Source organism: Pseudomonas sp. GW822-FHT01E03, assembly GCF_058802985.1.
On the sequence record NZ_JBXAOQ010000009.1, the window covers coordinates 47,618 to 68,569 of the forward strand.

Annotated in this window: 24 protein-coding genes; 11 read left to right on the plus strand and 13 right to left on the minus strand. The window is 58.5% G+C overall.

What is annotated here, in order from left to right; genetic code table 11:
• Positions 1 to 73 precede the first annotated feature (73 nt).
• The 3 genes from AC1RP7_RS18685 to AC1RP7_RS18695 are packed head-to-tail and all read right to left on the minus strand — an operon-like array spanning position 74 to position 2,382.
• Positions 74 to 637 carry a peptidylprolyl isomerase gene (locus AC1RP7_RS18685; protein WP_057715977.1) on the minus strand — a complete coding sequence of 188 codons (564 nt, stop codon included), beginning with the start codon at positions 635 to 637 and terminating at the stop codon, positions 74 to 76.
• Positions 638 to 640: 3 nt separating this feature from the next.
• Positions 641 to 1,444, minus strand: coding sequence for an alpha/beta fold hydrolase (locus AC1RP7_RS18690; RefSeq protein WP_493183112.1), 804 nt, complete (start codon positions 1,442 to 1,444; stop codon positions 641 to 643).
• A 14-nt stretch (positions 1,445 to 1,458) separates the two neighbouring features.
• A complete protein-coding gene (locus tag AC1RP7_RS18695; protein WP_057715975.1) occupies positions 1,459 to 2,382 on the minus strand; it encodes a PA3225 family LysR-type transcriptional regulator in 924 nt (307 codons plus the stop codon).
• Positions 2,383 to 2,431: 49 nt separating this feature from the next.
• On the opposite strand from AC1RP7_RS18695, the gene AC1RP7_RS18700 reads away from it, so the two are divergent.
• The 4 genes from AC1RP7_RS18700 (at position 2,432) to AC1RP7_RS18715 (ending at position 6,388) form a co-directional block, all read left to right on the plus strand.
• Entirely contained in the window at positions 2,432 to 2,746 is a 315-nt protein-coding gene (locus tag AC1RP7_RS18700) for a hypothetical protein (RefSeq protein ID WP_057715974.1), read from the plus strand.
• A gap of 234 nt (positions 2,747 to 2,980) precedes the next feature.
• A complete protein-coding gene (locus tag AC1RP7_RS18705) occupies positions 2,981 to 3,580 on the plus strand; it encodes an FMN-dependent NADH-azoreductase (protein WP_046043697.1) in 600 nt (199 codons plus the stop codon).
• A gap of 344 nt (positions 3,581 to 3,924) precedes the next feature.
• Entirely contained in the window at positions 3,925 to 4,791 is an 867-nt protein-coding gene (locus AC1RP7_RS18710; RefSeq protein WP_493183110.1) for a carboxylate/amino acid/amine transporter, read from the plus strand.
• A 163-nt stretch (positions 4,792 to 4,954) separates the two neighbouring features.
• Complete coding sequence (locus AC1RP7_RS18715) at positions 4,955 to 6,388, plus strand: S41 family peptidase (RefSeq protein WP_489339973.1); 1,434 nt, start codon at positions 4,955 to 4,957, stop codon at positions 6,386 to 6,388.
• Between the two features lie 61 nt (positions 6,389 to 6,449).
• Here the strand turns inward: AC1RP7_RS18715 and AC1RP7_RS18720 are convergent, their stop codons facing one another.
• Positions 6,450 to 7,337 carry a LysR family transcriptional regulator gene (locus AC1RP7_RS18720; protein WP_349737029.1) on the minus strand — a complete coding sequence of 296 codons (888 nt, stop codon included), beginning with the start codon at positions 7,335 to 7,337 and terminating at the stop codon, positions 6,450 to 6,452.
• Positions 7,338 to 7,496: 159 nt separating this feature from the next.
• Here AC1RP7_RS18720 and AC1RP7_RS18725 point away from each other — a divergent pair, with 159 nt between their 5' ends.
• Positions 7,497 to 8,141, plus strand: a complete 645-nt coding sequence (locus AC1RP7_RS18725; protein ID WP_008018228.1) for a hydrolase — start codon at positions 7,497 to 7,499, stop codon at positions 8,139 to 8,141.
• Between the two features lie 132 nt (positions 8,142 to 8,273).
• On the opposite strand, the gene AC1RP7_RS18730 is transcribed toward AC1RP7_RS18725, so the two are convergent.
• Positions 8,274 to 9,572 carry a mechanosensitive ion channel family protein gene (locus AC1RP7_RS18730; RefSeq protein ID WP_493183108.1) on the minus strand — a complete coding sequence of 433 codons (1,299 nt, stop codon included), beginning with the start codon at positions 9,570 to 9,572 and terminating at the stop codon, positions 8,274 to 8,276.
• Between the two features lie 192 nt (positions 9,573 to 9,764).
• On the opposite strand from AC1RP7_RS18730, the gene AC1RP7_RS18735 reads away from it, so the two are divergent.
• The gene (locus AC1RP7_RS18735; RefSeq protein WP_007972492.1) at positions 9,765 to 11,105 is read left to right on the plus strand and encodes a DEAD/DEAH box helicase; all 1,341 of its coding nucleotides are present in this window, start codon (positions 9,765 to 9,767) and stop codon (positions 11,103 to 11,105) included.
• A gap of 62 nt (positions 11,106 to 11,167) precedes the next feature.
• Here the strand turns inward: AC1RP7_RS18735 and AC1RP7_RS18740 are convergent, their stop codons facing one another.
• Together AC1RP7_RS18740 and AC1RP7_RS18745 are read right to left on the minus strand one after the other, a co-directional pair.
• A complete protein-coding gene (locus AC1RP7_RS18740; protein WP_493183106.1) occupies positions 11,168 to 11,446 on the minus strand; it encodes a hypothetical protein in 279 nt (92 codons plus the stop codon).
• Positions 11,447 to 11,634: 188 nt separating this feature from the next.
• On the minus strand, positions 11,635 to 12,369 hold the full coding sequence (locus AC1RP7_RS18745; RefSeq protein ID WP_154910901.1) for a DUF899 domain-containing protein: 735 nt from the start codon (positions 12,367 to 12,369) through the stop codon (positions 11,635 to 11,637).
• A 194-nt stretch (positions 12,370 to 12,563) separates the two neighbouring features.
• Between AC1RP7_RS18745 and AC1RP7_RS18750 the strand changes: the two genes are divergently transcribed.
• Positions 12,564 to 12,956, plus strand: a complete 393-nt coding sequence (locus tag AC1RP7_RS18750) for a transcriptional regulator (protein ID WP_090453744.1) — start codon at positions 12,564 to 12,566, stop codon at positions 12,954 to 12,956.
• Between the two features lie 60 nt (positions 12,957 to 13,016).
• Here the strand turns inward: AC1RP7_RS18750 and AC1RP7_RS18755 are convergent, their stop codons facing one another.
• The 3 genes from AC1RP7_RS18755 to AC1RP7_RS18765 all read right to left on the minus strand — a co-directional run bounded on the left by AC1RP7_RS18755 (position 13,017) and on the right by AC1RP7_RS18765 (position 15,081).
• Positions 13,017 to 13,886 (minus strand): DUF6279 family lipoprotein, encoded by an 870-nt coding sequence (locus AC1RP7_RS18755; RefSeq protein ID WP_493183105.1) that lies wholly within the window; start codon positions 13,884 to 13,886, stop codon positions 13,017 to 13,019.
• A gap of 77 nt (positions 13,887 to 13,963) precedes the next feature.
• Entirely contained in the window at positions 13,964 to 14,686 is a 723-nt protein-coding gene (locus AC1RP7_RS18760) for a TorF family putative porin (RefSeq protein WP_090453748.1), read from the minus strand.
• 206 nt (positions 14,687 to 14,892) lie between these two features.
• Positions 14,893 to 15,081 (minus strand): PFL_1563 family small protein, encoded by a 189-nt coding sequence (locus tag AC1RP7_RS18765; protein WP_015096330.1) that lies wholly within the window; start codon positions 15,079 to 15,081, stop codon positions 14,893 to 14,895.
• Between the two features lie 351 nt (positions 15,082 to 15,432).
• On the opposite strand from AC1RP7_RS18765, the gene AC1RP7_RS18770 reads away from it, so the two are divergent.
• Together AC1RP7_RS18770 and AC1RP7_RS18775 are read left to right on the plus strand one after the other, a co-directional pair.
• Positions 15,433 to 16,269 (plus strand): CvfB family protein, encoded by an 837-nt coding sequence (locus AC1RP7_RS18770; protein ID WP_008018234.1) that lies wholly within the window; start codon positions 15,433 to 15,435, stop codon positions 16,267 to 16,269.
• A 197-nt stretch (positions 16,270 to 16,466) separates the two neighbouring features.
• Entirely contained in the window at positions 16,467 to 17,399 is a 933-nt protein-coding gene (locus tag AC1RP7_RS18775; RefSeq protein ID WP_493183104.1) for a DMT family transporter, read from the plus strand.
• Here AC1RP7_RS18775 and AC1RP7_RS18780 read toward each other — a convergent pair.
• Positions 17,344 to 18,525, minus strand: a complete 1,182-nt coding sequence (locus tag AC1RP7_RS18780; protein ID WP_493183102.1) for an MFS transporter — start codon at positions 18,523 to 18,525, stop codon at positions 17,344 to 17,346. The genes AC1RP7_RS18775 and AC1RP7_RS18780 overlap by 56 nt on opposite strands.
• A gap of 104 nt (positions 18,526 to 18,629) precedes the next feature.
• On the opposite strand from AC1RP7_RS18780, the gene ptrR reads away from it, so the two are divergent.
• Together ptrR and AC1RP7_RS18790 are read left to right on the plus strand one after the other, a co-directional pair.
• Positions 18,630 to 19,523, plus strand: a complete 894-nt coding sequence (gene ptrR / locus AC1RP7_RS18785; RefSeq protein ID WP_057715962.1) for a putrescine utilization regulator PtrR — start codon at positions 18,630 to 18,632, stop codon at positions 19,521 to 19,523.
• Between the two features lie 135 nt (positions 19,524 to 19,658).
• Entirely contained in the window at positions 19,659 to 19,787 is a 129-nt protein-coding gene (locus AC1RP7_RS18790) for a PA1414 family protein (protein WP_007972508.1), read from the plus strand.
• A gap of 87 nt (positions 19,788 to 19,874) precedes the next feature.
• Here AC1RP7_RS18790 and AC1RP7_RS18795 read toward each other — a convergent pair whose 3' ends face one another.
• Entirely contained in the window at positions 19,875 to 20,126 is a 252-nt protein-coding gene (locus tag AC1RP7_RS18795; RefSeq protein WP_150813377.1) for a phosphopantetheine-binding protein, read from the minus strand.
• Between the two features lie 70 nt (positions 20,127 to 20,196).
• Positions 20,197 to 20,922, minus strand: a complete 726-nt coding sequence (locus tag AC1RP7_RS18800) for an MBL fold metallo-hydrolase (RefSeq protein WP_150813378.1) — start codon at positions 20,920 to 20,922, stop codon at positions 20,197 to 20,199.
• Positions 20,923 to 20,952 lie beyond the last annotated feature (30 nt).

Here is a 20,952-nt window from a genome sequence, read left to right on the forward strand (position 1 = left end):
GCTCTCCTTTTAACGTTTTGAGCGTTGCCGGCAAACACCGGCAACGGCTCGGACATCCTTGTCCAGCTTAGTCTCAGTCGATGCGCTTGGCCGACTTGATGAGCACCGGGTCGATAGGCACATTCTGCATGCCTTGCTTGGTGGTGGTTTGGGAGTTGACGATGATGTCCACTACATCCATGCCCTTGACCACTTTGGCGAACACGGCATAACCGGCGTCACGGCCCGGATCGAGGAAGTCGTTGTCCTTGACGTTGATGAAGAACTGACTGGTGGCCGAGTCTGGATCGGAAGTGCGCGCCATCGACAGCGTGCCACGCACGTTATGCAGGCCGTTGCTGGCTTCGTTCTTGATCGGGTCCTTGGTCGGTTTCTGCTGCATCGAGGAGGTGAAACCACCGCCCTGCGCCATGAACCCCGGGATCACCCGATGGAAAATCGTGTTGTTGTAGAAGCCGCTGTCGACGTACGCAAGGAAGTTCTTGGTACTGATCGGGGCCTTGACCGGGTCCAGTTCGATTTCGATCTGGCCGTTGGTGGTGTCCAGCAGCACATGCGGTGCCTTTTCCGGCGTCGCGGCCATCAGGTTGGCGGCAAACAGGACGGTGCCTGCGGCGAGGGCGATTTTTTTCAGCATGGGTCAGTGATCCTGAGTGGTGGTGTCGACTGCGGTCAGAAACTCCAGCAGCGCCTGGTTGAAGTGTTCCGGCTGGTCCAGCGGCGTGGCGTGGCGTGAATCGGCGATCACCACCAGCCGCGCGTCGGGCAGCAGTTTTACGTAGTTTTCCTTCAGCGCCACCGGTGTGTAGTCACGGTCGGCGCTGACGATGAGGGTTGGACAGGTGACCTTCGAAAGTCGTTCCTGGACTCCCCAGCCGACAATGGCATTGAAGCTGGCGAGATAAGCATGTTTGTCGTTTTTTGCCCAGCGTTCGGCCATTTTTTGTCGCAAATCGGCCTGCTCGGGTTTGGGGAACAGCTTGCCGCCCAGTGCCTTGCCAATGGTGCGCAGGCTGAGTGCGTGCATCAGGCTCCAGCGCTTGAACCACTGCCAGTAGTCATCGCGGCTGCGCAGCTTGACCTCGGGCGCGCTGTTGACGATGCACAGGCTCTTGAGCAGTTGCGGCTGATCCACGCCCAGCTGGAAGCCGATCATGCCGCCCATGGACAGGCCGACATAGTGTGCCGGACCGAGATTGAGGTGTTCGATCAGTGCAATCAGGTCAGCGCTGAATCCGGCGATGCTGTAGCGCTCTTGGGGCTTGTCCGAACGGCCGTGACCACGCACATCCGGGACGATCACCCGGTAGCGGGTAGCAAGTGCCGGGATCTGTTTTTCCCAGTCCAGGGTGCTGGAGCCGAGGCCGTGGACCAGCAGCAGCGGAGTGCCGTGACCATATTCCTCATAGTGCAGGTTACAACCTTCGTGTTCGAAATAGGCCATGCATACACTCCGTGTCAGGCTTGTTCGGGGGCGGCGAACGGTGCGTCCAGTGGTGCGGTGTCAAACGTACGCAGCAGTTCGATGAGAATCTGCGTGGCCGGTCCCAGCGGTTTGTCCTTGTTCGAATACAGGTAAAAGCTCGGGTTACGGCTGCCGCCCTGATCCAACGGTAGCAGCTTGAGCGTACCTTCCTTGAGTTCCCGTTCGATCATGTGTCTGGGCAGCCAGGCAAACCCCAGGCCGCTGCCGACGAAGGTCGCGGCGGTGGCCAGGCTGCCGACGGTCCAGCGCTGTTCGGCACCGAGCCAGCCGACGTCCCGTGGTTGCTGGCGGCCCGAGTCGCGGATCACCACTTGCATCTGGCTTTCCAGGTCCTGGAAGCTCAGTTCGCGGTTGAGGCGGTGCAGGGGATGCTCCGGATGGGCAACCGCAACGAACTCGACATCGCTCAACTCCGCGCCCAGGTAACCGGGAATACTGAAACCCGTGATGGCCAGGTCGGCCACGCCTTCGAGCAGGACTTCCTCCACGCCAGACAGCACTTCCTCGCGCAGGCGCACCCGGCAGCCACGGCTTTGCGGCATGAACGCGGTCAAGGCGCGGACGAGGCGGGCGCTTGGGTAAGCGGCATCGACCACCAGGCGCACTTCGGCTTCCCAGCCCTGCTCCATGTGATGGGCCAGGTCTTCGAGTTGACTGGCCTGTTTCACCAGTTGCCGGGAACGGCGCAACAGCACCCCGCCGGCTTCGGTCAGCACGGCTTTGCGTCCGTCGATACGCAGCAACGGCACGCCGAGTTGATCCTGCATGCGGGCCACGGTGTAGCTGACTGACGATTGCGAGCGATGCAGCGCCTCGGCGGCCTGGGCGAAACCACCGTGATCGACCACGGCCTGCAGCGTTCGCCATTGATCGAGGGTCACGCGGGGCGCTTTCATGTTGAACTCCTCTTGTCCTAAGCTGGCAGCCCTAATTGGAGGCTGCTGAATGAAAAAATTCTGTTGTGTGCTGCTGGCGCTGCTGCCGCTGACGGCGATGGCTTACCCGATCGATGTGAAAAAAGACCTCAACGGCATGAAGATCGATTACCAGACCTACGACACGGATAACGACATCGGCTCCATTCAGGTAGCCAACTACGGCGACGTCGATGCGAGTTGCAAGGTCGTTTTCATCAATGGCCCGGAAGCACCGCGTACCCGCAAGATCGACGTACCGGCCGGCAAGCACAAAAATGCCACCGCCAAGTTCACCCGCAGCATCATCAAACTGCGCATCGAGCTGACCTGCACCCCGAAATGAAATCAATCCCCTGTGGGAGCGAGCTTGCTCGCGATAGCGGTGTGTCAGGCAACAGAAAAATTGAATGACACGACGCCTCGCGAGCAAGCTCGCTCCTACAGGGGTAGTGCATGCTGAGCTTATAAACGAATTTATTGATGGGTTATAGCAGTTATTTGCGCTTTTTCATCGATATGACTCTGTTTAACCTTCACTCCATCGACCTACAGCATTCTCAGATGGAGGCTACATCCCATGTCCCGCGTTCTGATCATCGAAAGCAGTGCCCGTCAGCAAGACTCGGTTTCCCGCCAACTGACCCAGACGTTCATCAGCCAGTGGAAAGCCGCTCACCCGAATGACCAGATCACCGTCCGGGACCTGGCCGTCAAGCCGGTGCCGCATCTGGACATCAACCTGCTGGGTGGCTGGATGAAACCCGCCGAGCAGCGCAGCGACATCGAACAGGCGTCCCTGGAACGCTCCAACCAGTTGACCGATGAATTGCTCGCCGCCGATGTGCTGGTCATGGCCGCGCCCATGTACAACTTTGCGATCCCCAGCACCCTGAAAGCCTGGCTCGACCATGTACTGCGTGCCGGTGTGACCTTCAAGTACACCGAAACCGGTCCGCAAGGCCTGCTCAGTGGCAAGCGTGCGTATGTGTTGACGGCTCGCGGCGGCATCTATGCCGGTAGCACTGCCGATCACCAGGAACCGTACCTGCGCCAGGTCATGGGTTTCATCGGCATCCACGACGTGACGTTCATCCACGCCGAAGGCATGAACCTGGGCGGAGACTTCCAGGAGAAAGGCCTGAACCAGGCGAACGCCAAGCTTTCGCAAGTGGCCTGACCAGTTAATCGCCAGATAATCGCTGGATGGTCTAGTGACCTGGCGCAACCCTTCAAGCCTGTACGCGCATCGAACCTCCCTTCGCACTTGTTGCTCCTGAGTGCCCTGGCCCGATTGAACGCTTTAGCGAGATCGGGCTTTTTTTTGCCTGCGATTTAACCAACACCGACAAAACCCTGTGGGAGCGAGCTTGCTCGCGATGACGGAGTGTCAGTCGACAATGATGTTGAATGATCCACCGCTATCGCGAGCAAGCTCGCTCCCACAAGGAATTTGTATTATTTGGGTGTTCGCGATCAGCAGCAAAACCCGCTATCGTCGCCGCCATTCGAAATGAGGCGAGCATGGGCTATCTACTTATTGTCACGCTGATCCAGGCGTTTTCCTTCAGTTTGATCGGCGAATACCTGGCCGGTCATGTCGACAGTTACTTCGCAGTGCTGGTACGTGTGCTGCTGGCCGGGCTGGTATTCCTTCCACTGACCCGCTGGCGCTCGGTAGAGCCGGCATTCATGCGAGGCATGCTGTTGATCGGCGCGTTGCAGTTCGGCGTGACCTACGTCTGCCTGTACCTGAGCTTTCGCGTACTGACGGTGCCGGAAGTGTTGCTGTTCACCATCCTCACGCCGCTGCACGTGACCCTGATTGAGGATGCACTGAATCGTCGCTTCAATGCCTGGGCCCTGGTCGCGGCGCTGGTGGCGGTGGCGGGGGCGGCGGTGATCCGCTTTGACCGGATCAACCCGGACTTCTTCATGGGTTTCCTTTTGCTGCAACTGGCCAACTTCACCTACGCCGCCGGGCAGGTGCTCTACAAGCACCTGGTCGCCCGCCATCCGAGTGATCTGCCGCATTACCGACGTTTCGGCTTCTTCTACCTCGGCGCACTGGCGGTGGCGTTGCCGGCGTTTCTCTTGTTCGGCAAACAGAACTTCCTGCCCGAAGCACCGCTGCAATGGGGGGTGCTGCTGTTCCTCGGCCTGGTCTCGACCGCTTTGGGGCTCTACTGGTGGAACAAGGGTGCGTGCCTGGTCAACGGCGGGACCCTGGCTGTGATGAACAACCTGCATGTGCCGGTGGGGTTGCTGATCAACCTGCTGATCTGGAACCAGCATGAAGAACTGGGGCGGTTGTTGCTCGGCGGTTCGGTGATATTGCTGGCGGTGTGGATCAGTCGGTTGGGTATACGGCGCGCAACCAGCTTCGTGTAGGCGTTGCCGCAGGCTGCGATTTTTGACGAAGAGCTGCTCGCATTCGGTGAGCAGCGAGCGTTGGCATACTGGTGCGCAATGCTCGGATGACCTCTATCTGAGCATAATTTGTCTGGTTATTTAAATGACGTGTAATGTATTTCTCTTGAATCGTTTATGTTTAATGCTTCTTTTGCTTATTGATTTACCATCTTTTGTGTTGGCTGATGAGGTGCATGCAAAAGACTGGAGAGCGATTACTGTTAATGATCTTTCTGTCATTCGACAACTGGTAGTTACTTCTCATCCGGGCGCTATAGACCGTGAAAATGAGTCTTTTTCAGGCTGGGTTGAACGGGGTTATGTGGATGCCAGTCAGCTGTCCAGACGCGTCAACTCAAGGAAAGACTCCCTGGCTGTGCTTAATTTCTACATCGCAGGCTTTAAGGACGGGCACGTAGGGCTGAGTCAACCGGATAAAGGAAGTTCGTCCTGGGCAGGTTTTATTCTGGATAGGCGAGGTCAGAGTTTTTTTGTAAGGCGCGTCGCTGAAAATTGGCCTGTGCCGCTGCCGCCGATAGGCTCCGAGGTTATATCGTGTGATAACAAATCGGTCCGAGAAAAAATAGAGAGTGAAATATCTCCATATATTGATCGCAGGCTTGATCTACAGTCCACATGGTTGCATTTGGCTCAGCAGTTAACTGTCGATGATGCCAGTTATCCCGTACTGGCGAGAGACTTGTCAAAAAACTGTCTGGTTGCTCTTCCAAATGGGGAAAGACAAAGCTTTGCGTTGCTGTGGCAAGAGGATTCCGGGCAGCTGAAGACTTTCCTGCGCCAACCCCAACCACCTCAATCGCTCCAGAGTTTGGGAGAAGGGCGATATTGGATACATGTATCGAATTTCATGCCGTCAGCAGCCGAGAATGCTTCCCTGGATAAAATGCTCGAGGCCATCAAGCGTATTAACGATGCCAAGCTGGTTGTGCTTGATACAAGAGGTAATCGCGGCGGTAATAGCTTGGTTGGTGCTGAAATACTTTCTGCGCTGTTAGGCTCGCAAAGGGTAAAAAACCTGAGTGAGCCATCTCGTGCGTATGCGATGTGGCGTGTTTCTCCCTTTGCACTCTCAACGCTCAATAATGCTCTAACTACCATGGGGAGTGATTATGGAAAAGACAGCGAAGCTTACAAGTTTGTTCTTGGTCTGACCGGGTCGATGGAGTTCGCGCTTCACGAGAAGAAAGACTGGTTACGACAGCCGAACGAATCCTCGGTCCTTCAAGAAGGCGCGAGAGGATCCAATACCCAAGGTTTTAAAGGCAAGCTTGCACTGGTTACTGACTCTTTTTGCGCGAGTGCCTGTCTAGACTTTGCGGACGTTGTTCTTGCAGTTCCGGGGGTTGTCCATTTAGGTTTACCAACGAGCGGCGATACACTTTATATCGACATAGGCTCTCAAACACTGCCGAGTGGTGCTCAGTTCTGGCTGCCGTTAAAGGTATGGAGAGGCCGAGCTCGAGGAAACAATCAAAGTTATGATCCGCCATTTGTTTTTAATGGCGATATAAACGATACACCTGCAGTTCAAGAATGGGTGCTTGATCATTTTTGATCGGAACGGCGCCATTTCTGAGTCACGTCGCAACACGCCAACCTTGTGGGATGCCCAAAAGTCATTTGGGCGCCAATTGATCCACCAGAAACTCGATAAACGCCCGGGTCTTCTGCGGCACCCGCCGTGCCGACGAATACACCGCGTTGATGGTGATCGCCGGGGCCTGCCATTCGCACAGCACCGGCACCAGGCGCCCGGCTGCCAGCGCATCCTCGACGATGAAGTCGGGCAGCAGGGCGATGCCCATGCCGGCTTCGGCGGCCTGGGCGAGCAAGTCGCCGTTGTTGGCGTGCAGTGGGCCGGTGACGTTTACCCGCTGGGTTTCCTTGCCATTGCACAGTTGCAGGCTGACTCCACTCTGTAGATAGCCGTAGTTCAGGCATTGATGGGCGCGCAGATCCTGTGGAGTCTGCGGAACGCCCGCGCGCTCGAGATAAGCAGGGGATGCCACCATGATGCGCGGTGCGGGCGCCAGTTGCCGGGCGATCATCGTCGAGTCCGGCATGCTGGCGATGCGGATCGTCACGTCAAACCCACCCCTCACTGGATCGACTTGCTGGTCGCTGAGCACCAGTTGCAGCTCGATGTTCGGGTGCAATTCATGAAACAGTGGAATCAACGGCCCCAACCGCCGAAGACCGAACGACATCGGTGCATTGACCCGCAACACACCGCGTAACTCGCCGATGCCGTCACGGGCGCGTTGCTCGGCCTCGTCCAGCGCCGCCAACACTTCCCGTGCTGCTTCGAAATACTCGGCCCCAGCCTCGGTCAGGTGCAGGCTGCGGGTGGTGCGTTGCAGCAATTGCACGCCGATGGCTTCTTCCAGTGCCTGAATCTGTTTACTGACTTTCGAGCGTGGCACGTCCATGGCCCTGGCGGCCGCGGCGAAGCCGTTCTCGCCGACCGTGACGACGAAGGCACGCATGCATTCAACGCGATCCATATTGTCCCTATTTTGGAATCAATTATTCTCGATTTTAGGTAATTGTCCCTTTTATAGCTAGCCCCTAAAGTGACATCCAAGCCGACAGCAAAGCCTCTTGCGGCAACGTCGACTAACCCTGAATTCATTCGAAAATATCGACATCAAAAGGAACGCGCCATGTCTATTCGTGAACTGCTCAACCCAACCAACTCCGCCCTGATCCTGATCGACCACCAGCCGCAAATGGCATTCGGCGTTCAGTCCATCGACCGTCAGACCCTGAAGAACAACACCGTCGGCCTCGCCAAGGCGGCGAAGATTTTCAACGTACCGACCATCTACACCTCGGTCGAAACCGAAAGTTTCAGCGGTTACATCTGGCCGGAATTGTTGGCTGTGCACCCGGATCAAAAGCCGATCGAACGCACTTCGATGAACTCCTGGGAAGACAAGGCACTGGTTGACGCGGTGAAAGCCACGGGGCGCAAAAAACTGATCATCGCGGCGCTGTGGACTGAGGTCTGCCTGACCTTCCCGGCACTGGAAGCCCTGGCTGAAGGCTACGAGGTGTACATCGTCACCGACGCTTCCGGTGGCACCAGCAAAGAGGCCCACGACATGTCGGTGCAACGGATGATTCAGGCCGGCGCGGTACCGGTGACCTGGCAGCAAGTGCTGCTCGAATACCAGCGTGACTGGGCGCACAAGGATACTTACGAGGCGGTGATGGAGCTGGTGCTGGAACACAGCGGCGCGTACGGCATGGGCGTGGATTACGCCTACACCATGGTGCACAAGGCACCGCAGCGGCAGGTCAAGTAGCCCGCAAATTCTGAAAACGATGTAACCCTTGTGGGAGCGGGCTTGCTCGCGAAAACGGAGTGTCAGTCGACATCAATGTTGAATGACCCACCGCATTCGCGAGCAAGCCCGCTCCCACATTTTTTTGTGGTGCTACATTCTGCGTTTTTCGGCTTCGGGAAGATGGCTCGAGCCCAGCACCGCCGGCAATATCCCCGCACGTAAATCCGTACCGCTCGGCTGCTGGTACAGGCTCAAGCCAAACTCCGGCAGCACCGCCAGCAGGTAGTCGAAAATATCCCCCTGGATCCGCTCGTAATCGGCCCACGCCGTGGTGCGGGTAAAGCAGTAGATTTCCAGCGGAATACCCTGGGCCGTGGTCTGCATCTGGCGCACCATGCAGGTCATGTTCGGCTGGATCTCCGGGTGACTCTTCAGGTAGGCCAGCGCATAGGCGCGGAACGTGCCGATGTTGGTCATCCGCCGGCGGTTGGCCGACATGGCCGCGACGTTGCCCTGGGCTTCGTTCCAGGCCTTGAGTTCGGCCTGTTTGCGGGTCATGTAGTCGGTGAGCAAGTGCACCTGGGACAGCTTCAGCTCTTCGTCGTCACGCAGAAAGCGTACGCCGCTGGCATCGATGAACAGGCTGCGCTTGATCCGGCGGCCGCCGGAAGCCTGCATGCCGCGCCAGTTCTTGAACGACTCGGACATCAGGCGCCAGGTCGGGATCGAGACGATGGTCTTGTCGAAGTTCTGCACCTTGACCGTGTGCAAGGTGATGTCCACCACATCGCCATCGGCGCCCACCTGGGGCATCTCGATCCAGTCGCCGACCCGCAGCATGTCGTTGCTGGTCAATTGCACGCTGGCAACGAACGATAGCAGCGTGTCCTTGTAGACCAACAGAATCACCGCCGACATGGCACCCAGGCCCGACAGCAGCAACAGCGGCGAGCGGTCGATCAGCGTAGCGACGATGATGATCGCGCCAAACACGTACAACACCAAATTCGCCAGTTGCACATAGCCCTTGATCGAGCGGGTGCGGGCGTGTTCGGTGCGGGCGTAGATATCCAGCAGGGCATTGAGCAGGGCGCTGACCGCCAGCAGCAGAAACAGGAAGGTGAAGGACAGCGCGACATTGCCGAGGAAATTCAGGCCGGTTTTGCTCAGGTCCGGCACCAGATTGAGGCCGAACTGGATCACCAGCGAAGGCGTGATCTGGGCCAGGCGATGGAACACCTTGTTCTGTAGAAAATCATTGACCCAGTGCAGGGCCGGCTGGCGACTGAGCATTTTTGCCGCGTGCAGAATGAGGTAGCGCGCCACCCGTCCGAGGAACAGCGCAATTGCCAGCAGCAGCAACAGCGACAGGCTGGAGTGCACGAGCGGGTGCTGGTCGAGGGCACCCCAAAGGTCCAGGACGTTGGTCCAGAGCTGTTTGATATCCATGGTCGAAAACGATTCTTCTGTAAGGCGCGAGAGGGGATTAGAGCATTTAAGACGCTTTGTATTACGTTTCGGGAAAAATCAGGCAACAAAAAACCAACTGTTTACCGCCATTTGTATAAAGAAACTCGGCCTGAGCGCTCGAAACCGTTACCCTATGCAGCTGTTTTTTTGCATTTCTTCGAGGTAGCACCCGTGTTTTCCCAATTCGCCCTGCACGAACGCCTGCTCAAAGCCGTGGCCGAGCTGAAATTTGTCGAGCCAACGCCTGTGCAAGCCGCGGCCATCCCGCTGGCGCTCCAGGGGCGTGACCTGCGGGTGACGGCGCAAACCGGTAGCGGCAAAACCGCTGCATTCGTTTTGCCCATCCTCAACCGTCTGATCGGCCCGGCGAAAATCCGCGTCAGCATCAAGACCCTGATCCTGCTGCCGACCCGCGAACTGGCCCAGCAGACCTTGAAAGAAGTTGAACGCTTCTCGCAGTTCACCTTCATCAAGTCCGGCCTGATCACTGGCGGCGAAGACTTCAAGGTCCAGGCCGCGATGCTGCGCAAGGTGCCGGACATCCTGATCGGTACGCCGGGCCGGATGATCGAGCAGTTGAACGCCGGCAACCTCGACTTGAAAGAAGTTGAAGTCCTGGTGCTCGACGAAGCCGACCGCATGCTCGACATGGGCTTCGCCGAAGACGTTCAGCGTCTGGTGGACGAGTGCACCAACCGTCAGCAGACCATGCTGTTCTCTGCCACCACCGGTGGTTCGGGCCTGCGCGAGATGATCGCCAAGGTCCTGAACAACCCTGAGCACCTGCAGCTCAATGCGGTCAGCCAGCTGAACGACACCACCCGCCAGCAAATCATCACTGCTGACCACAACCAGCACAAAGAACAGATCGTCAACTGGCTGCTGGCCAACGAGACCTACCAGAAGGCCATCGTCTTCACCAACACCCGGGCCATGGCCGACCGTATCTACGGCCGCCTGGTGGCGCAGGAATACAAAGCGTTCGTGCTGCACGGCGAGAAAGACCAGAAGGATCGCAAACTGGCGATCGACCGCCTTAAGCAAGGCGGCGTGAAAATCCTCGTGGCTACCGACGTCGCCGCTCGCGGTCTGGACGTAGATGGCCTGGACCTGGTGATCAACTTCGACATGCCGCGCAGCGGCGACGAATACGTGCACCGTATCGGTCGTACTGGTCGCGCCGGTAACGATGGCCTGGCCATCTCGCTGATCTGCCATGGCGACTGGAACCTGATGTCGAGCATCGAACGCTACCTCAAGCAGAGCTTCGAGCGCCGCACCATCAAGGAAGTCAAAGGCACCTACGGCGGACCGAAAAAGGTCAAGGCCTCGGGCAAGGCCGTCGGCGTGAAGAAGAAAAAGACCGACGCCAAGGGTGACAAGAAGAAAACTGCCGCCAAGACCCCGACCAAGCGCAAGAGCGCCAACCGGCCGAAGAGCGATTCCCTGGTCAGCAAGGACGGCATGGCCCCGCTCAAGCGGCGCAAGCCGGAAGCGCCGGCGGCTGAGTAAGTCGTTGCAAGCGACCCATAAAAAACCCGGACACTGTCCGGGTTTTTTATGTCTGATGATTATCAACTCTCGGTTTTCTTTTCTACCGAGTCCAACTCCTTCAAGCGCTGATCGATTAACTGACACTTGTCCGGCAGGTCCTTGGCGGCAGTGCCCAGGTCCATTTTCTGCAACTCGTCGTTGATCTCCTTGGCCTTGGTCGGGTTCTGCTCGGTGAACCTGGCCACTTCCCGGGCCAGTTGTTCGCGTTTGGCGGTGGCTTCCTCGAGGGTACAGGCCCAGGCGGGCAGGGCACAGGTGAGGGTAGCGGCGAGAGTGAGCTTCTTCAGCAGTGGTTTCATGGGGGCGGGCCTCAGCTCCGGTCAAGGCGGGTTATTCGGTTGAGCGTTGGCCCCTGGGGAAAGTTCAGCCTGTGATATTTGCGTTGGTTGTCAGCGCCTTTTCGCGGGCAAGCCCACAGGTTTTGTGAACACCGCAGAAACTGTGGGAGCGTGGCTTGCCCGCGAAGGCCGTGCCTCGGTGTCTGGGGTTAACCACCATGACAGCAGCTCGACTTCTCCTGTTCCTCATATTTGTCGTGATGCCGCACCCACTCCATGATTTCGTCTTCGTTGCGACCCTTGGGCGTCAGGTCCAGGTAGTTGTAGGCGCCGACCAGCATGTCCAGGCCCCGGGCATAGGTGGAGTAGGTATGGAAAATTTCGCCGGCGTCATTGCGATAAAACACACTGAGACCGGGGAGTTCCTCCTCGGCACCGTCGGTTTTTTCGTAGTTGTATGTAGCCTTTCCGGCGGCGACGTCTTCGGCTCGGGCGGTGACGCCAAAGTCGTAGTTGAAATCGCAGCCTTCGGACGATACCCAGTCGAACTTCCAGCCCATGCGCCGTTTGAACGCCTGGAATTCGGCGAACGGTGCGTGGGAAACCGCTACCACGGCCACGTCGTGGTGGGCCAGGTGCTGGTTGGCGCCGTCGATGTGATCGCTCAGGTACGAGCAACCGGGGCAGCCCTCATCCCAGCCCTCGGCGAACATGAAGTGGTAGATGACCAACTGGCTGCGCCCCCCGAACAGGTCCGCCAGTTTCAGTTCGCCGTCGGGTCCCTGGAAGTGGTAGTCCTTGTCGATTTTCACCCAGGGCAGGGCGCGGCGTTCGGCGCTGAGTCTGTCCCTTTCCCTGGTGAAGGCTTTTTCGTGGGCCAGGTGCTCTTTGCGGGCGGCGACCCATTCTTCCCGCGATACGACGGGATGGTTCTGAATGTTCATGTTGTTTTCTCCTGCGTGGGGCGGGGAGGTGACTTACACAGCCTAGTCGTTTGGCTTGCATGGATTTCGACATGCCGCCGGTCGGTCGTCTGCAAACGCCCGGCTGAACGGTGGCCGGGCGTACCGGTCACAACCTGTAAGGCCCGTTCAATTGCACGGGCATCAATCGAACGGACACCGGAGGTTGAATCAGGATGACGACTTACAACTGGGACTTGATTGAGCGCTTGCTGCATGAAGTGCAAAACAGCGCGGGCCACAGCTTCACGCCGCGGCCTTACGCCGAACAGCATGCCGCGCAGAAGGCCGCGGAAGGCGAGCCGATTGAAAATCTTGATCACTTGAAAACGGTGGCTGGAGAGTACGAAAAGTTACTGTTGGCGCGTGGCTATATCGCGCCGCGACCTGAAGACGAAGGTGGCACGGGCACCAATTACATTCTGACGGCGCGGGGTTCGCGTTTGTTGAGCCTGATCGACAGCAGTATTCCCGGCAATGATCACCCGCGGCAGGTGCTGGACGAGCAGGAGGATGCGCTGGATGAGATGACGTTTGATGAGGTAGCGTCGAAAGCGCAGATTGCCTGATGTTGTGTGATCCCCTGGGGGAGCGAGCAGGCTCGCTCCCACATGCGTCTTGTGTTGCAGTCAGTCTTGTTTCGCCGCTTTCAGGCACTTCAAGTCGTTGAAGTCCTTCCTCACACCTTCAATTTTCTTCAGCAAACGTGCCCGCTGGCTCGGCGTACTTTCAGCCATCAGATCCACGAACAGTGAACGCGCCTGGGCTTCGGTGTTGGCAAAGGCCTGACGATAGGCGGGTGTCCACAACCTCTCACGATTGACCAGAAGTGTCTCGATCCGTTGTGGGAATTGTGGACTCTGGCGTTGGGCAACGGCCGCGCTGAACTGCTTCTGCCAATGGACCCGGTTGGCAAGCCACTGGGTGTTCTGCTCGCCCAGGGCGCTGGACCATGTGGCTACCCGCTGTTGCTGGGTGGTGCTCAGTGGCCCGAGCCAGTCATTCAGGCGCTTCTCCATGCGCGCGCCGCGCTCCTTGATCTGCTGGTCGAGGGAGGGTTTGAGGTATTCCTCCTGGCGTTTGCGCCGGTCCTTGGCGAAGGCGTCGTTCATTTCGGCGACTTGCTTGTCATCCAGCCTTTGCAGCAACTCGATGGCCGACGGGGTGATTTCTCGCGCGGTCTCGGCGATCGCCTGTTCGGCTTCGTGGGCGCGGGCCTGCAAGGCGGCATCGGTGACCTGGTTGGTAGCGACCATGGTTTGCAGGCGGTCCAGCCAGTCGAGATAGCCGGGCAGTTGGGTGGTGCAGTGCCAGCTCAGGTGTTCCTTCAGGCGCTCGTCCAGCCAGATTTTCTGCTCGCCGTTCATGTCCAGGTAGTCGCTGAGCGTCCAAGGGATGATCACATCGAGATTGCGGTAGGCCAGGCCCACGCGGCTGCACGCGCCGAGGGCGAGGGTAACGGTCAGCACAACGGCGAAATGCTTGAACCAGCGGGACATGGGCGATTCCTTGCGAAAGCCAGTCTTCGGGGTCTGATTCTCATGTGAACCCGGGAGGAGCCCGGCAGTTCAGCCGATCAATAGAACGCGTGTTCGGCCTTGAGCGTCACCAGCCCATCGCACTGGCTGTTGTGCCCGGCATAGGCCGAGCAACCGCTGCCGCTCAGGCTGGAGTCACTGTAGATCAGGTCAAGGTCGATGCCCATGAACGGGCGGGACAATTTCAGCGACCAATCGGTAAAACTGCCTACATACCCGCCATCCACCGCCACTGGCGTATTGAATTGGTGGGTGGTGTATTTCAGGCTGATGCCGACACCGAACGGTTGATTGCCGCTCAAGTCAGCGAACAGGGTGTTGTTCTGTTTGTCTGGGTCATTGCTGAAGGCGATGCCGAAACGGCTGCCGAGCAAGGTCAGGCCGCCGAACAGTTCCTGGCTGTCAGGGGTCGTGACTTCGGGGTAGCTGTAGCGGATCAGGCCCACTTCGTAGCCGAGGGTTTGGTCGAAGGGTTGTTTAAAACCCATGTAGGAGTCGATCTCGAGGTCTTTCCCCGGGCTGATGCCCATGCTGGGCGACCATTGGCCCACGTAGAAACCGCTGTCGTGGCTCAGGTCCAGGCCACCGTGAAACGAGCCGACGGCCGAGGGTTTGACCAGGCCCTGGGCCATGCTGCGGGTGGGGGTGGTGCCAAGCTTGAGGTCGAAGCCCCCCAGCTCACGCTGAAAGATTTGTGCCTGTGCTACGGAGCATGCCAGCAGGCTGCCGAGCAATGCCGAAAGGTAGAAAGATTTGAGCATGCGTCACTCCATGAACTGCGAGGGCAGGCTGGTGAACCCGCTGAAACGCTTGATCCAGACGTGTGCAAGGATACCGGCGAATAATCGGCAATGAAGGCCGTTCGTCGATTTCTACGGGATTTGAGGGAGTGCCGGAGGAGTAACGAGGGTTCCAGTCCAAGCGCTTCGAAGCTCAAAGCGCTTTGGGACCAGGTGACGCGAGGGGATTACTTTTTGCCCAGGGTGATCTGCTTGGACGGGCCGAACGTCTGGCCGCTGACGCCTTTGGCAATTTGCTGGATTTCACCGCCGGACTTGAGGAACGCAGCGATCTGGCTGTTGATCGATTCGCTGGTTTCGACGGCTGGAGCTGGCTTTGCTTTGCTGGTGGATGCTTTTACGCGCATGGCGGCCATTAACCTGTAGAAAATTAACTTGGCCAGGCATCGTACAGGAATTGCCTGATAATTGCTTGGCAAATATCCCCTTGGCATATTCGTGAGCACGGGGTAATTGGTCCCCGGCCAATATTCGAAATATGCACCTAAGCCGCTGTTTTAACTAATAACATTGCCTGGAAAAATACCGCGTCACGCTTGCCTGGGCATGGCGTAAATGCCCGGAACGGCCTGACGAGCGGACGGGGTGCGATGAAAACCCGGGAAAATTAAGGGCTTCAGGGAGATTTTCTCGCGCCACCGGGCCGGCTGCCGAACGCGGCGCTTAAAACCGGGTAGAATGCCGCCCACGCAATGAGGGTATTGGACATGGCTTTAGTCGGGCGTTACAACAGTTTGCAAGTGGTTAAACACACTAACTTCGGTTTATATCTGGACGGTGGCGCGGATGGCGAAATCCTTCTGCCTAATCGTTATATTCCAAAAGATATTCCTACCGAAGATGAAGACTGGCTCAACGTTTTTGTTTATCTGGACAGCGATGACAAACTCATCGCAACTACTGAAAAGCCGAAAGTTCAAGTCGGTGAATTCGCCAGTTTGAAAGTTGTTGAAGTCAACAGCATCGGCGTATTCCTGGACTGGGGGTTGCCGAAAGACCTGTTGCTGCCGTTCTCCGAAGAGAAGCGCCAGATGACGGCGGGCGAGTATGTGGTGGTGCACGTCTATCTCGACAAGCACACCCGTCGCATCACCGCGACCGCGCGCCTGGACCGCTATCTGGACAAGACCCCGGCCAACTACACCGCGGGCCAGGAAGTGGATCTGCTGGTGGCCGAAGCCACGGACATGGGCTTCAAGGCCATCATCAACAACAAGCATTGGGGCCTGATCCACAAGAACGAAATCTTCAAGTTCATGCGCGCCGGTAAAGAAGAAAAGGGCTTCATCAAGGAAGTTCGCGCCGACGGCAAGATCAGCCTGAGCCTGCAACCGGTTGGCCAGGAAGCGGCCACCAGCCTGAACTCGAAGATCCTCGCCAAGTTGCGCGAAAACAACGGCAGCCTGGCGGTGAGCGACAAGAGCGATCCGGCGTTGATCAGCAGTCTGTTCGGTGTCAGCAAGGGCAACTTCAAGAAGGCCATCGGTGCGTTGTACAAGAATGGCCAGATTGTCATTCATGCCGATCGCATCGAACTCAGTTGATGCGCTGACAAGACAGAGGGCCAGGATGGCGCAAGCAGAGAAGTAGAGGTCTCTGGCAGGCGGCATTTTCTGGCCTTCTGGTTAATAATCGACAACATGATTCTTCGCCCCGGTGTTTTCTTTTCAACGAGAAGGCCGGGGCTTTGTTTTTTTTTCTGCCGAGTCTTTGCCATGGATTGTGTCTTCGAGGTGTTCCGGTGAGCGCCACCCGGCGCAGCGCCGACGGGTTTGCCCTGCAAGTGATGGTCGGGTTGTGCCTGATCTGGGGTGTGCAGCAGGTGATGATCAAGTGGGCGGCGGCCGATATCGCGCCGGTGATGCAGGCGGCCGGACGTTCCGGTATGTCGGCGTTGCTGGTCGGGCTGCTGATCTGCTGGAAGGGCGGCTGGAACCAGGTAGGTACGACCTGGCGCGGCGGTCTGTTGGCCGGTGCCTTGTTCGGCCTGGAGTTCTTCTTCATTTCCGAAGGCCTGCAACTGACCACGGCGGCGCACATGTCGGTGTTCCTCTACACCGCGCCGATCTTCACCGCATTGGGAGTGCACTGGTTGCTGCCCAATGAGCGATTGAGGCCCTTGCAATGGCTGGGGATTGTCCTGGCGTTTATCGGGATTGCCATCGCGTTTGCCGGCGGGGTGTCCTGGGACAACCTTGATTACCGCATGTTGATGGGCGATGCCTTGGGTGTGCTGGCGGGTGCCGCCTGGGGCGCGACCACGGTGGTGGTGCGCGCCTCGCGCCTGTCGGAAGCGCCGGTGACCCTGACGCTGTTCTATCAGTTGATTGTCGGCTTCTTCGGTTTGTTGTTGATTGCGCTGCTCAGCGGCCAGATCACCCATGTCAGCCTGACCCATGTGGCGGTGGCCAGTGTGCTGTTTCAGGGTGTGGTCGTGTCGTTTTTCAGTTACCTGGTCTGGTTCTGGCTGCTGCGTCGTTACCTGGCGGCCAACCTTGCGGTGTTTTCGTTCATGACGCCGTTGTTCGGCGTCACCTTCGGTGTGGTACTGCTCGGCGAGGAGCTGAGCCTGAACTTCGTCATCGGTGCCGTTCTGGTATTGGCGGGCATCACGTTTGTCAGCGCCGAGCAGTGGTTGCGCCGTCGTTTGCGCAAAGCCCTCGGGCAGCAGTGACCGGCGCGAGCAATAGACCGCCGGCGATCAACAAGCCGCAGCCGGCGACCACCAGTGCCGGCTGTAAACCGCCACTGAAATGACTACTCAGCGCCGCCAGCAATGGCCCGCTGAGCTGGCCCACGGCAAAGCAGGCTGTCAGCAGGCCAGCATTGCGCTGGGTGGCATGGGGCGCCAGTTCCCGGGAGCGTTGCATCACCAGTTGCATACAGGCCAGGAACGGCGTGCCGCACAGGATCACAACCAACGCCAGGCCTGGACCGTTGCCCAGCAGGCAGGCGAACACGCCAGCGGCTTGCAGCCATAACGTCGCCATCAGCCAGTGACCCGTGGCGCCAGGTTTTTGCCGACGCAGACTCACCAGCACCACACCGGTTGCCGCCGCCAGGCCAAAGCATGGCCAGAACAGGTCAGCCTGCCATTGACCATGGAATTGCGCGTTGGCCATTTGCGACAAAAAGGTCGCGGGAATGATGTAGCCCAATCCGTACAAGGCATAGATCCAGCCCAGGCGAGCGATGCCTTGATTGCCCGAGGCGCTGGCGCTGGGTGCAGCAGTCGCGGTGACACTCGGTTGTGGCAGGAACGGCAGGATCCCCAGCAGCATCGCCAGCCCCGTGGCGGCGTACACCAGCCACAAGGTGGCAGAAGTCTGGCCCAGCAGATTCGAGCCCAGGGCCAACAGACCTGTCAGAAAAATCCCCAAACCGGGTCCGGCGAAGACCAGGGCTCCGAGCCGAGGACGACCGGCCGCTGCCGCGAGGGGTTGGCTCAGGGCGGTAATCATCACCAACACCCAGGCGCTGGCCACGCCGGTGCCGAAGCGCAGCAACAGGTGCGACCAGAAACCATTGGCCCAGAACGACGCCAGGGTCAGCAGCACGCACAGCCACAATCCGCCGAACAAGCGTCGGCGCACTTGTGCCGGACGCCGGGAAAACATGGCATCCACTGCACCGATGAAATAACCGAGGTAGTTGGCGGCGGCGATCAGCCCGGCGGCAGTCAGGTCGATCTGGCCTTCGCTGAGCAGGTGCGGCAATTGTGGTGTCAGGGCAAAGCGGCCGATGCCCATGGCCATCATCAGGGCAACGAAGCTGGCGGATAAGCGGATCAGGGGAGACATGGTCTGGAGTCCGTCTGGAGGATCAATGACCGTCAGGCTAGGACTGATTGACTTTCTTTAAAAATGAATAATAGTGAGTAACTTGTTCTTTTTTGGAGAATGTCGTGGAGTTCAGCCAATTGCGCATCTTCCAGGCGGTGGCAGAGGAAGGATCCATAACCCGTGCCGCCGAACGGCTACATCGAGTTCCGTCGAACCTGTCGACCCGGCTCAAACAGCTGGAAGAGCAATTGGGTGTCGAACTGTTCCTGCGCGAACGTCAGCGCTTGCAGTTGTCGCCTGCGGGAAAAGTCCTGCTGGACTACACCGCCAGGCTGTTTGCCTTGCGCGATGAAGCCAGCGCGGCGGTGCAGGGCGGGCAACCGGCGGGAGACTTCGTGCTCGGCACCATGTACAGCACGGCGGCGATTCACCTTCCGGGGCTATTGGCGCATTACCACCGTTTGTATCCGGCGGTGAACCTGCAAGTACAATCCGGCCCCAGCGGTGAACTGCTCGAAGGCCTGCTCACCGGTCGACTCGATGCGGCGCTGGTGGATGGCCCGCTGGAACTGGCCGGACTCGACGGGGTGCCCTTGTGCGACGAGCGCCTGGTGCTGATCAGCGAGGCCGACCATCCGCCCGTGCGCAGCGCGCTGGATGTGCAAGGTCGCTCGGTGTTCACCTTTCGCCAGGGCTGCTCCTACCGCATGCGCCTGGAAGCCTGGTTCGCCCATGATCATGCGGCCATGGGCCGGGCGATGGAGATCGAGTCCTATCCGGGAATGTTGGCGTGTGTAATTGCCGGTTCCGGTGTGGCGCTGATGTCGGAGTCGATGCTCGCCAGTCTGCCGGGTCGTGAGAGTGTGGCCGTACATCCTTTGGCCGAACCGTTCGCCAGTGCTACTACCTGGCTGATGTGGCGCAAGGGTATGGTCGGGGCCAACCTGAATGCCTGGATCGAGCAGCAACAGGTGGTTTTTCCACCGGCACATGTACGGGCGCAGGACATTGCCTGAACGCAGGCTGATTTTGATGGATTCAGTAACAGATCATTGTGACTTTGCGCGAGCATTGCGTAGGACTTCGGACTATTATCTGTACGAAGGGGCTACAGTACTTTGGCCGCTCGGCACCACCCTGAAGGGGGCATCATGAAAGAGAAAATCCAAAACTGGCTGCATGACTTGGGCGTTGCTCTCGGTTTGATCGAGCCGCCTCTGCAACCCGTTCCTGTTCGTACTGACGACGAACAACGTCGGCGCCAGCAGCGGCGCCGGTAATGGCAGATAGCATCTGACAGGTGAAAGGTTTTCCCGTGGCGAGGGAGCAAGCTCCCTTGCCGCTTCGTGTACGTTTGATTACCAGACTTAGTACCGCCCGATCTCCAGCAAGAACCGGCTTAAATCATTCACCGTCCTGGCGGTCTTGAGCATCCGGTCTTCTTCCGCGGTAAACGCCGTGACACCCAGTTCATCTTCCAGATGGAAGATCAGTTCTTCGATATCTTTTTTATCCAATCCCAACTGCGCCAGGCTGGCGTTGTCGTCGAAGTCATCCCGGCCTTCCAGCAGGCGGCTGATGTAGCGATGTACGACAGCACGAAGGGCAGCTTCTTTCATGATCGTTCTTCGACGAGGTGGGTGCAGTTCTCCCTGCCGATGCAGTTCCTGCCGTTGAGTACAGCAGGCTTTAGCCGTGTGAGCGCTGCCATTGGTCGATCATGCTACGCAAATGCTCCCCGGAAAAACTGCCGAAGTGCCCGCCATGCACCGTGCGGATCGATAGCGTGCGCAAACGTTGCAGGCTGCGGGCGTAGTCATCGAGATTGGAGTGGTAGGCGTCTTCGATTAGCGGGCCGTCGTAGATGATGTCGCCGCTGAACAAGGTCTCTGTGGCGGCTTCGTACAGGCAGATGCCACCGGGCGAGTGTCCCGGTGTGTGCACGACCTGCAACACCCGATTGCCCAGGTCCAGCACATCGCCATCTTCGACAAACCCCGTGGCCGGTGCGGCCTTGACCCGGTATTCGGCGTAGCACAGCGGGCAATCGGGGTGCGCCTCGAACATGTCGTCGCCGACAAAGGCTTTGCTCAGGTCGTTGTTGCCATCGGGTGCCGCGAGAATGTCCGCCTCGGCCGGATGCACCAGCCGTTCAGCGAATTCGTGATGACCGGCGATGTGATCGAAATGGCAGTGGCTGGCCACGGCCACCAGCGGCCGCTCGGTGATCCACGGCAGTTGCTCGCGCAGGCTGACCAGGCCCGAGCCGCTGTCCAGCAGCAGGTCTTTGTCACGTCCCTGGATATGCCAGAGGTTGCAGCGGTAGAAGGGGCGGATGTACGGCTCGTGGATCAGGCGGATGCCGTCACTGAGCGGTTTCACCTCGAACCACTGGTCACGAGAAACAATCTTCATGAACGTTTTCTCCAGGCGAAAAAAAACGAG

Excerpts from the sequence above, each read along its gene's own strand:
- AC1RP7_RS18685 (WP_057715977.1), bottom strand. The coding sequence starts at position 637 with ATGCTGAAAAAAATCGCCCTCGCCGCAGGCACCGTCCTGTTTGCCGCC.
- AC1RP7_RS18690 (WP_493183112.1), bottom strand. The coding sequence starts at position 1,444 with ATGGCCTATTTCGAACACGAAGGTTGTAACCTGCACTATGAGGAATAT.
- AC1RP7_RS18695 (WP_057715975.1), bottom strand. The coding sequence starts at position 2,382 with ATGAAAGCGCCCCGCGTGACCCTCGATCAATGGCGAACGCTGCAGGCC.
- AC1RP7_RS18700 (WP_057715974.1), top strand. The coding sequence starts at position 2,432 with ATGAAAAAATTCTGTTGTGTGCTGCTGGCGCTGCTGCCGCTGACGGCG.
- AC1RP7_RS18705 (WP_046043697.1), top strand. The coding sequence starts at position 2,981 with ATGTCCCGCGTTCTGATCATCGAAAGCAGTGCCCGTCAGCAAGACTCG.
- AC1RP7_RS18710 (WP_493183110.1), top strand. The coding sequence starts at position 3,925 with ATGGGCTATCTACTTATTGTCACGCTGATCCAGGCGTTTTCCTTCAGT.
- AC1RP7_RS18715 (WP_489339973.1), top strand. The coding sequence starts at position 4,955 with ATGCTTCTTTTGCTTATTGATTTACCATCTTTTGTGTTGGCTGATGAG.
- AC1RP7_RS18720 (WP_349737029.1), bottom strand. The coding sequence starts at position 7,337 with ATGGATCGCGTTGAATGCATGCGTGCCTTCGTCGTCACGGTCGGCGAG.
- AC1RP7_RS18725 (WP_008018228.1), top strand. The coding sequence starts at position 7,497 with ATGTCTATTCGTGAACTGCTCAACCCAACCAACTCCGCCCTGATCCTG.
- AC1RP7_RS18730 (WP_493183108.1), bottom strand. The coding sequence starts at position 9,572 with ATGGATATCAAACAGCTCTGGACCAACGTCCTGGACCTTTGGGGTGCC.
- AC1RP7_RS18740 (WP_493183106.1), bottom strand. The coding sequence starts at position 11,446 with ATGAAACCACTGCTGAAGAAGCTCACTCTCGCCGCTACCCTCACCTGT.
- AC1RP7_RS18745 (WP_154910901.1), bottom strand. The coding sequence starts at position 12,369 with ATGAACATTCAGAACCATCCCGTCGTATCGCGGGAAGAATGGGTCGCC.
- AC1RP7_RS18750 (WP_090453744.1), top strand. The coding sequence starts at position 12,564 with ATGACGACTTACAACTGGGACTTGATTGAGCGCTTGCTGCATGAAGTG.
- AC1RP7_RS18755 (WP_493183105.1), bottom strand. The coding sequence starts at position 13,886 with ATGTCCCGCTGGTTCAAGCATTTCGCCGTTGTGCTGACCGTTACCCTC.
- AC1RP7_RS18760 (WP_090453748.1), bottom strand. The coding sequence starts at position 14,686 with ATGCTCAAATCTTTCTACCTTTCGGCATTGCTCGGCAGCCTGCTGGCA.
- AC1RP7_RS18765 (WP_015096330.1), bottom strand. The coding sequence starts at position 15,081 with ATGGCCGCCATGCGCGTAAAAGCATCCACCAGCAAAGCAAAGCCAGCT.
- AC1RP7_RS18770 (WP_008018234.1), top strand. The coding sequence starts at position 15,433 with ATGGCTTTAGTCGGGCGTTACAACAGTTTGCAAGTGGTTAAACACACT.
- AC1RP7_RS18780 (WP_493183102.1), bottom strand. The coding sequence starts at position 18,525 with ATGTCTCCCCTGATCCGCTTATCCGCCAGCTTCGTTGCCCTGATGATG.
- AC1RP7_RS18790 (WP_007972508.1), top strand. The coding sequence starts at position 19,659 with ATGAAAGAGAAAATCCAAAACTGGCTGCATGACTTGGGCGTTGCTCTC.
- AC1RP7_RS18795 (WP_150813377.1), bottom strand. The coding sequence starts at position 20,126 with ATGAAAGAAGCTGCCCTTCGTGCTGTCGTACATCGCTACATCAGCCGC.
- AC1RP7_RS18800 (WP_150813378.1), bottom strand. The coding sequence starts at position 20,922 with ATGAAGATTGTTTCTCGTGACCAGTGGTTCGAGGTGAAACCGCTCAGT.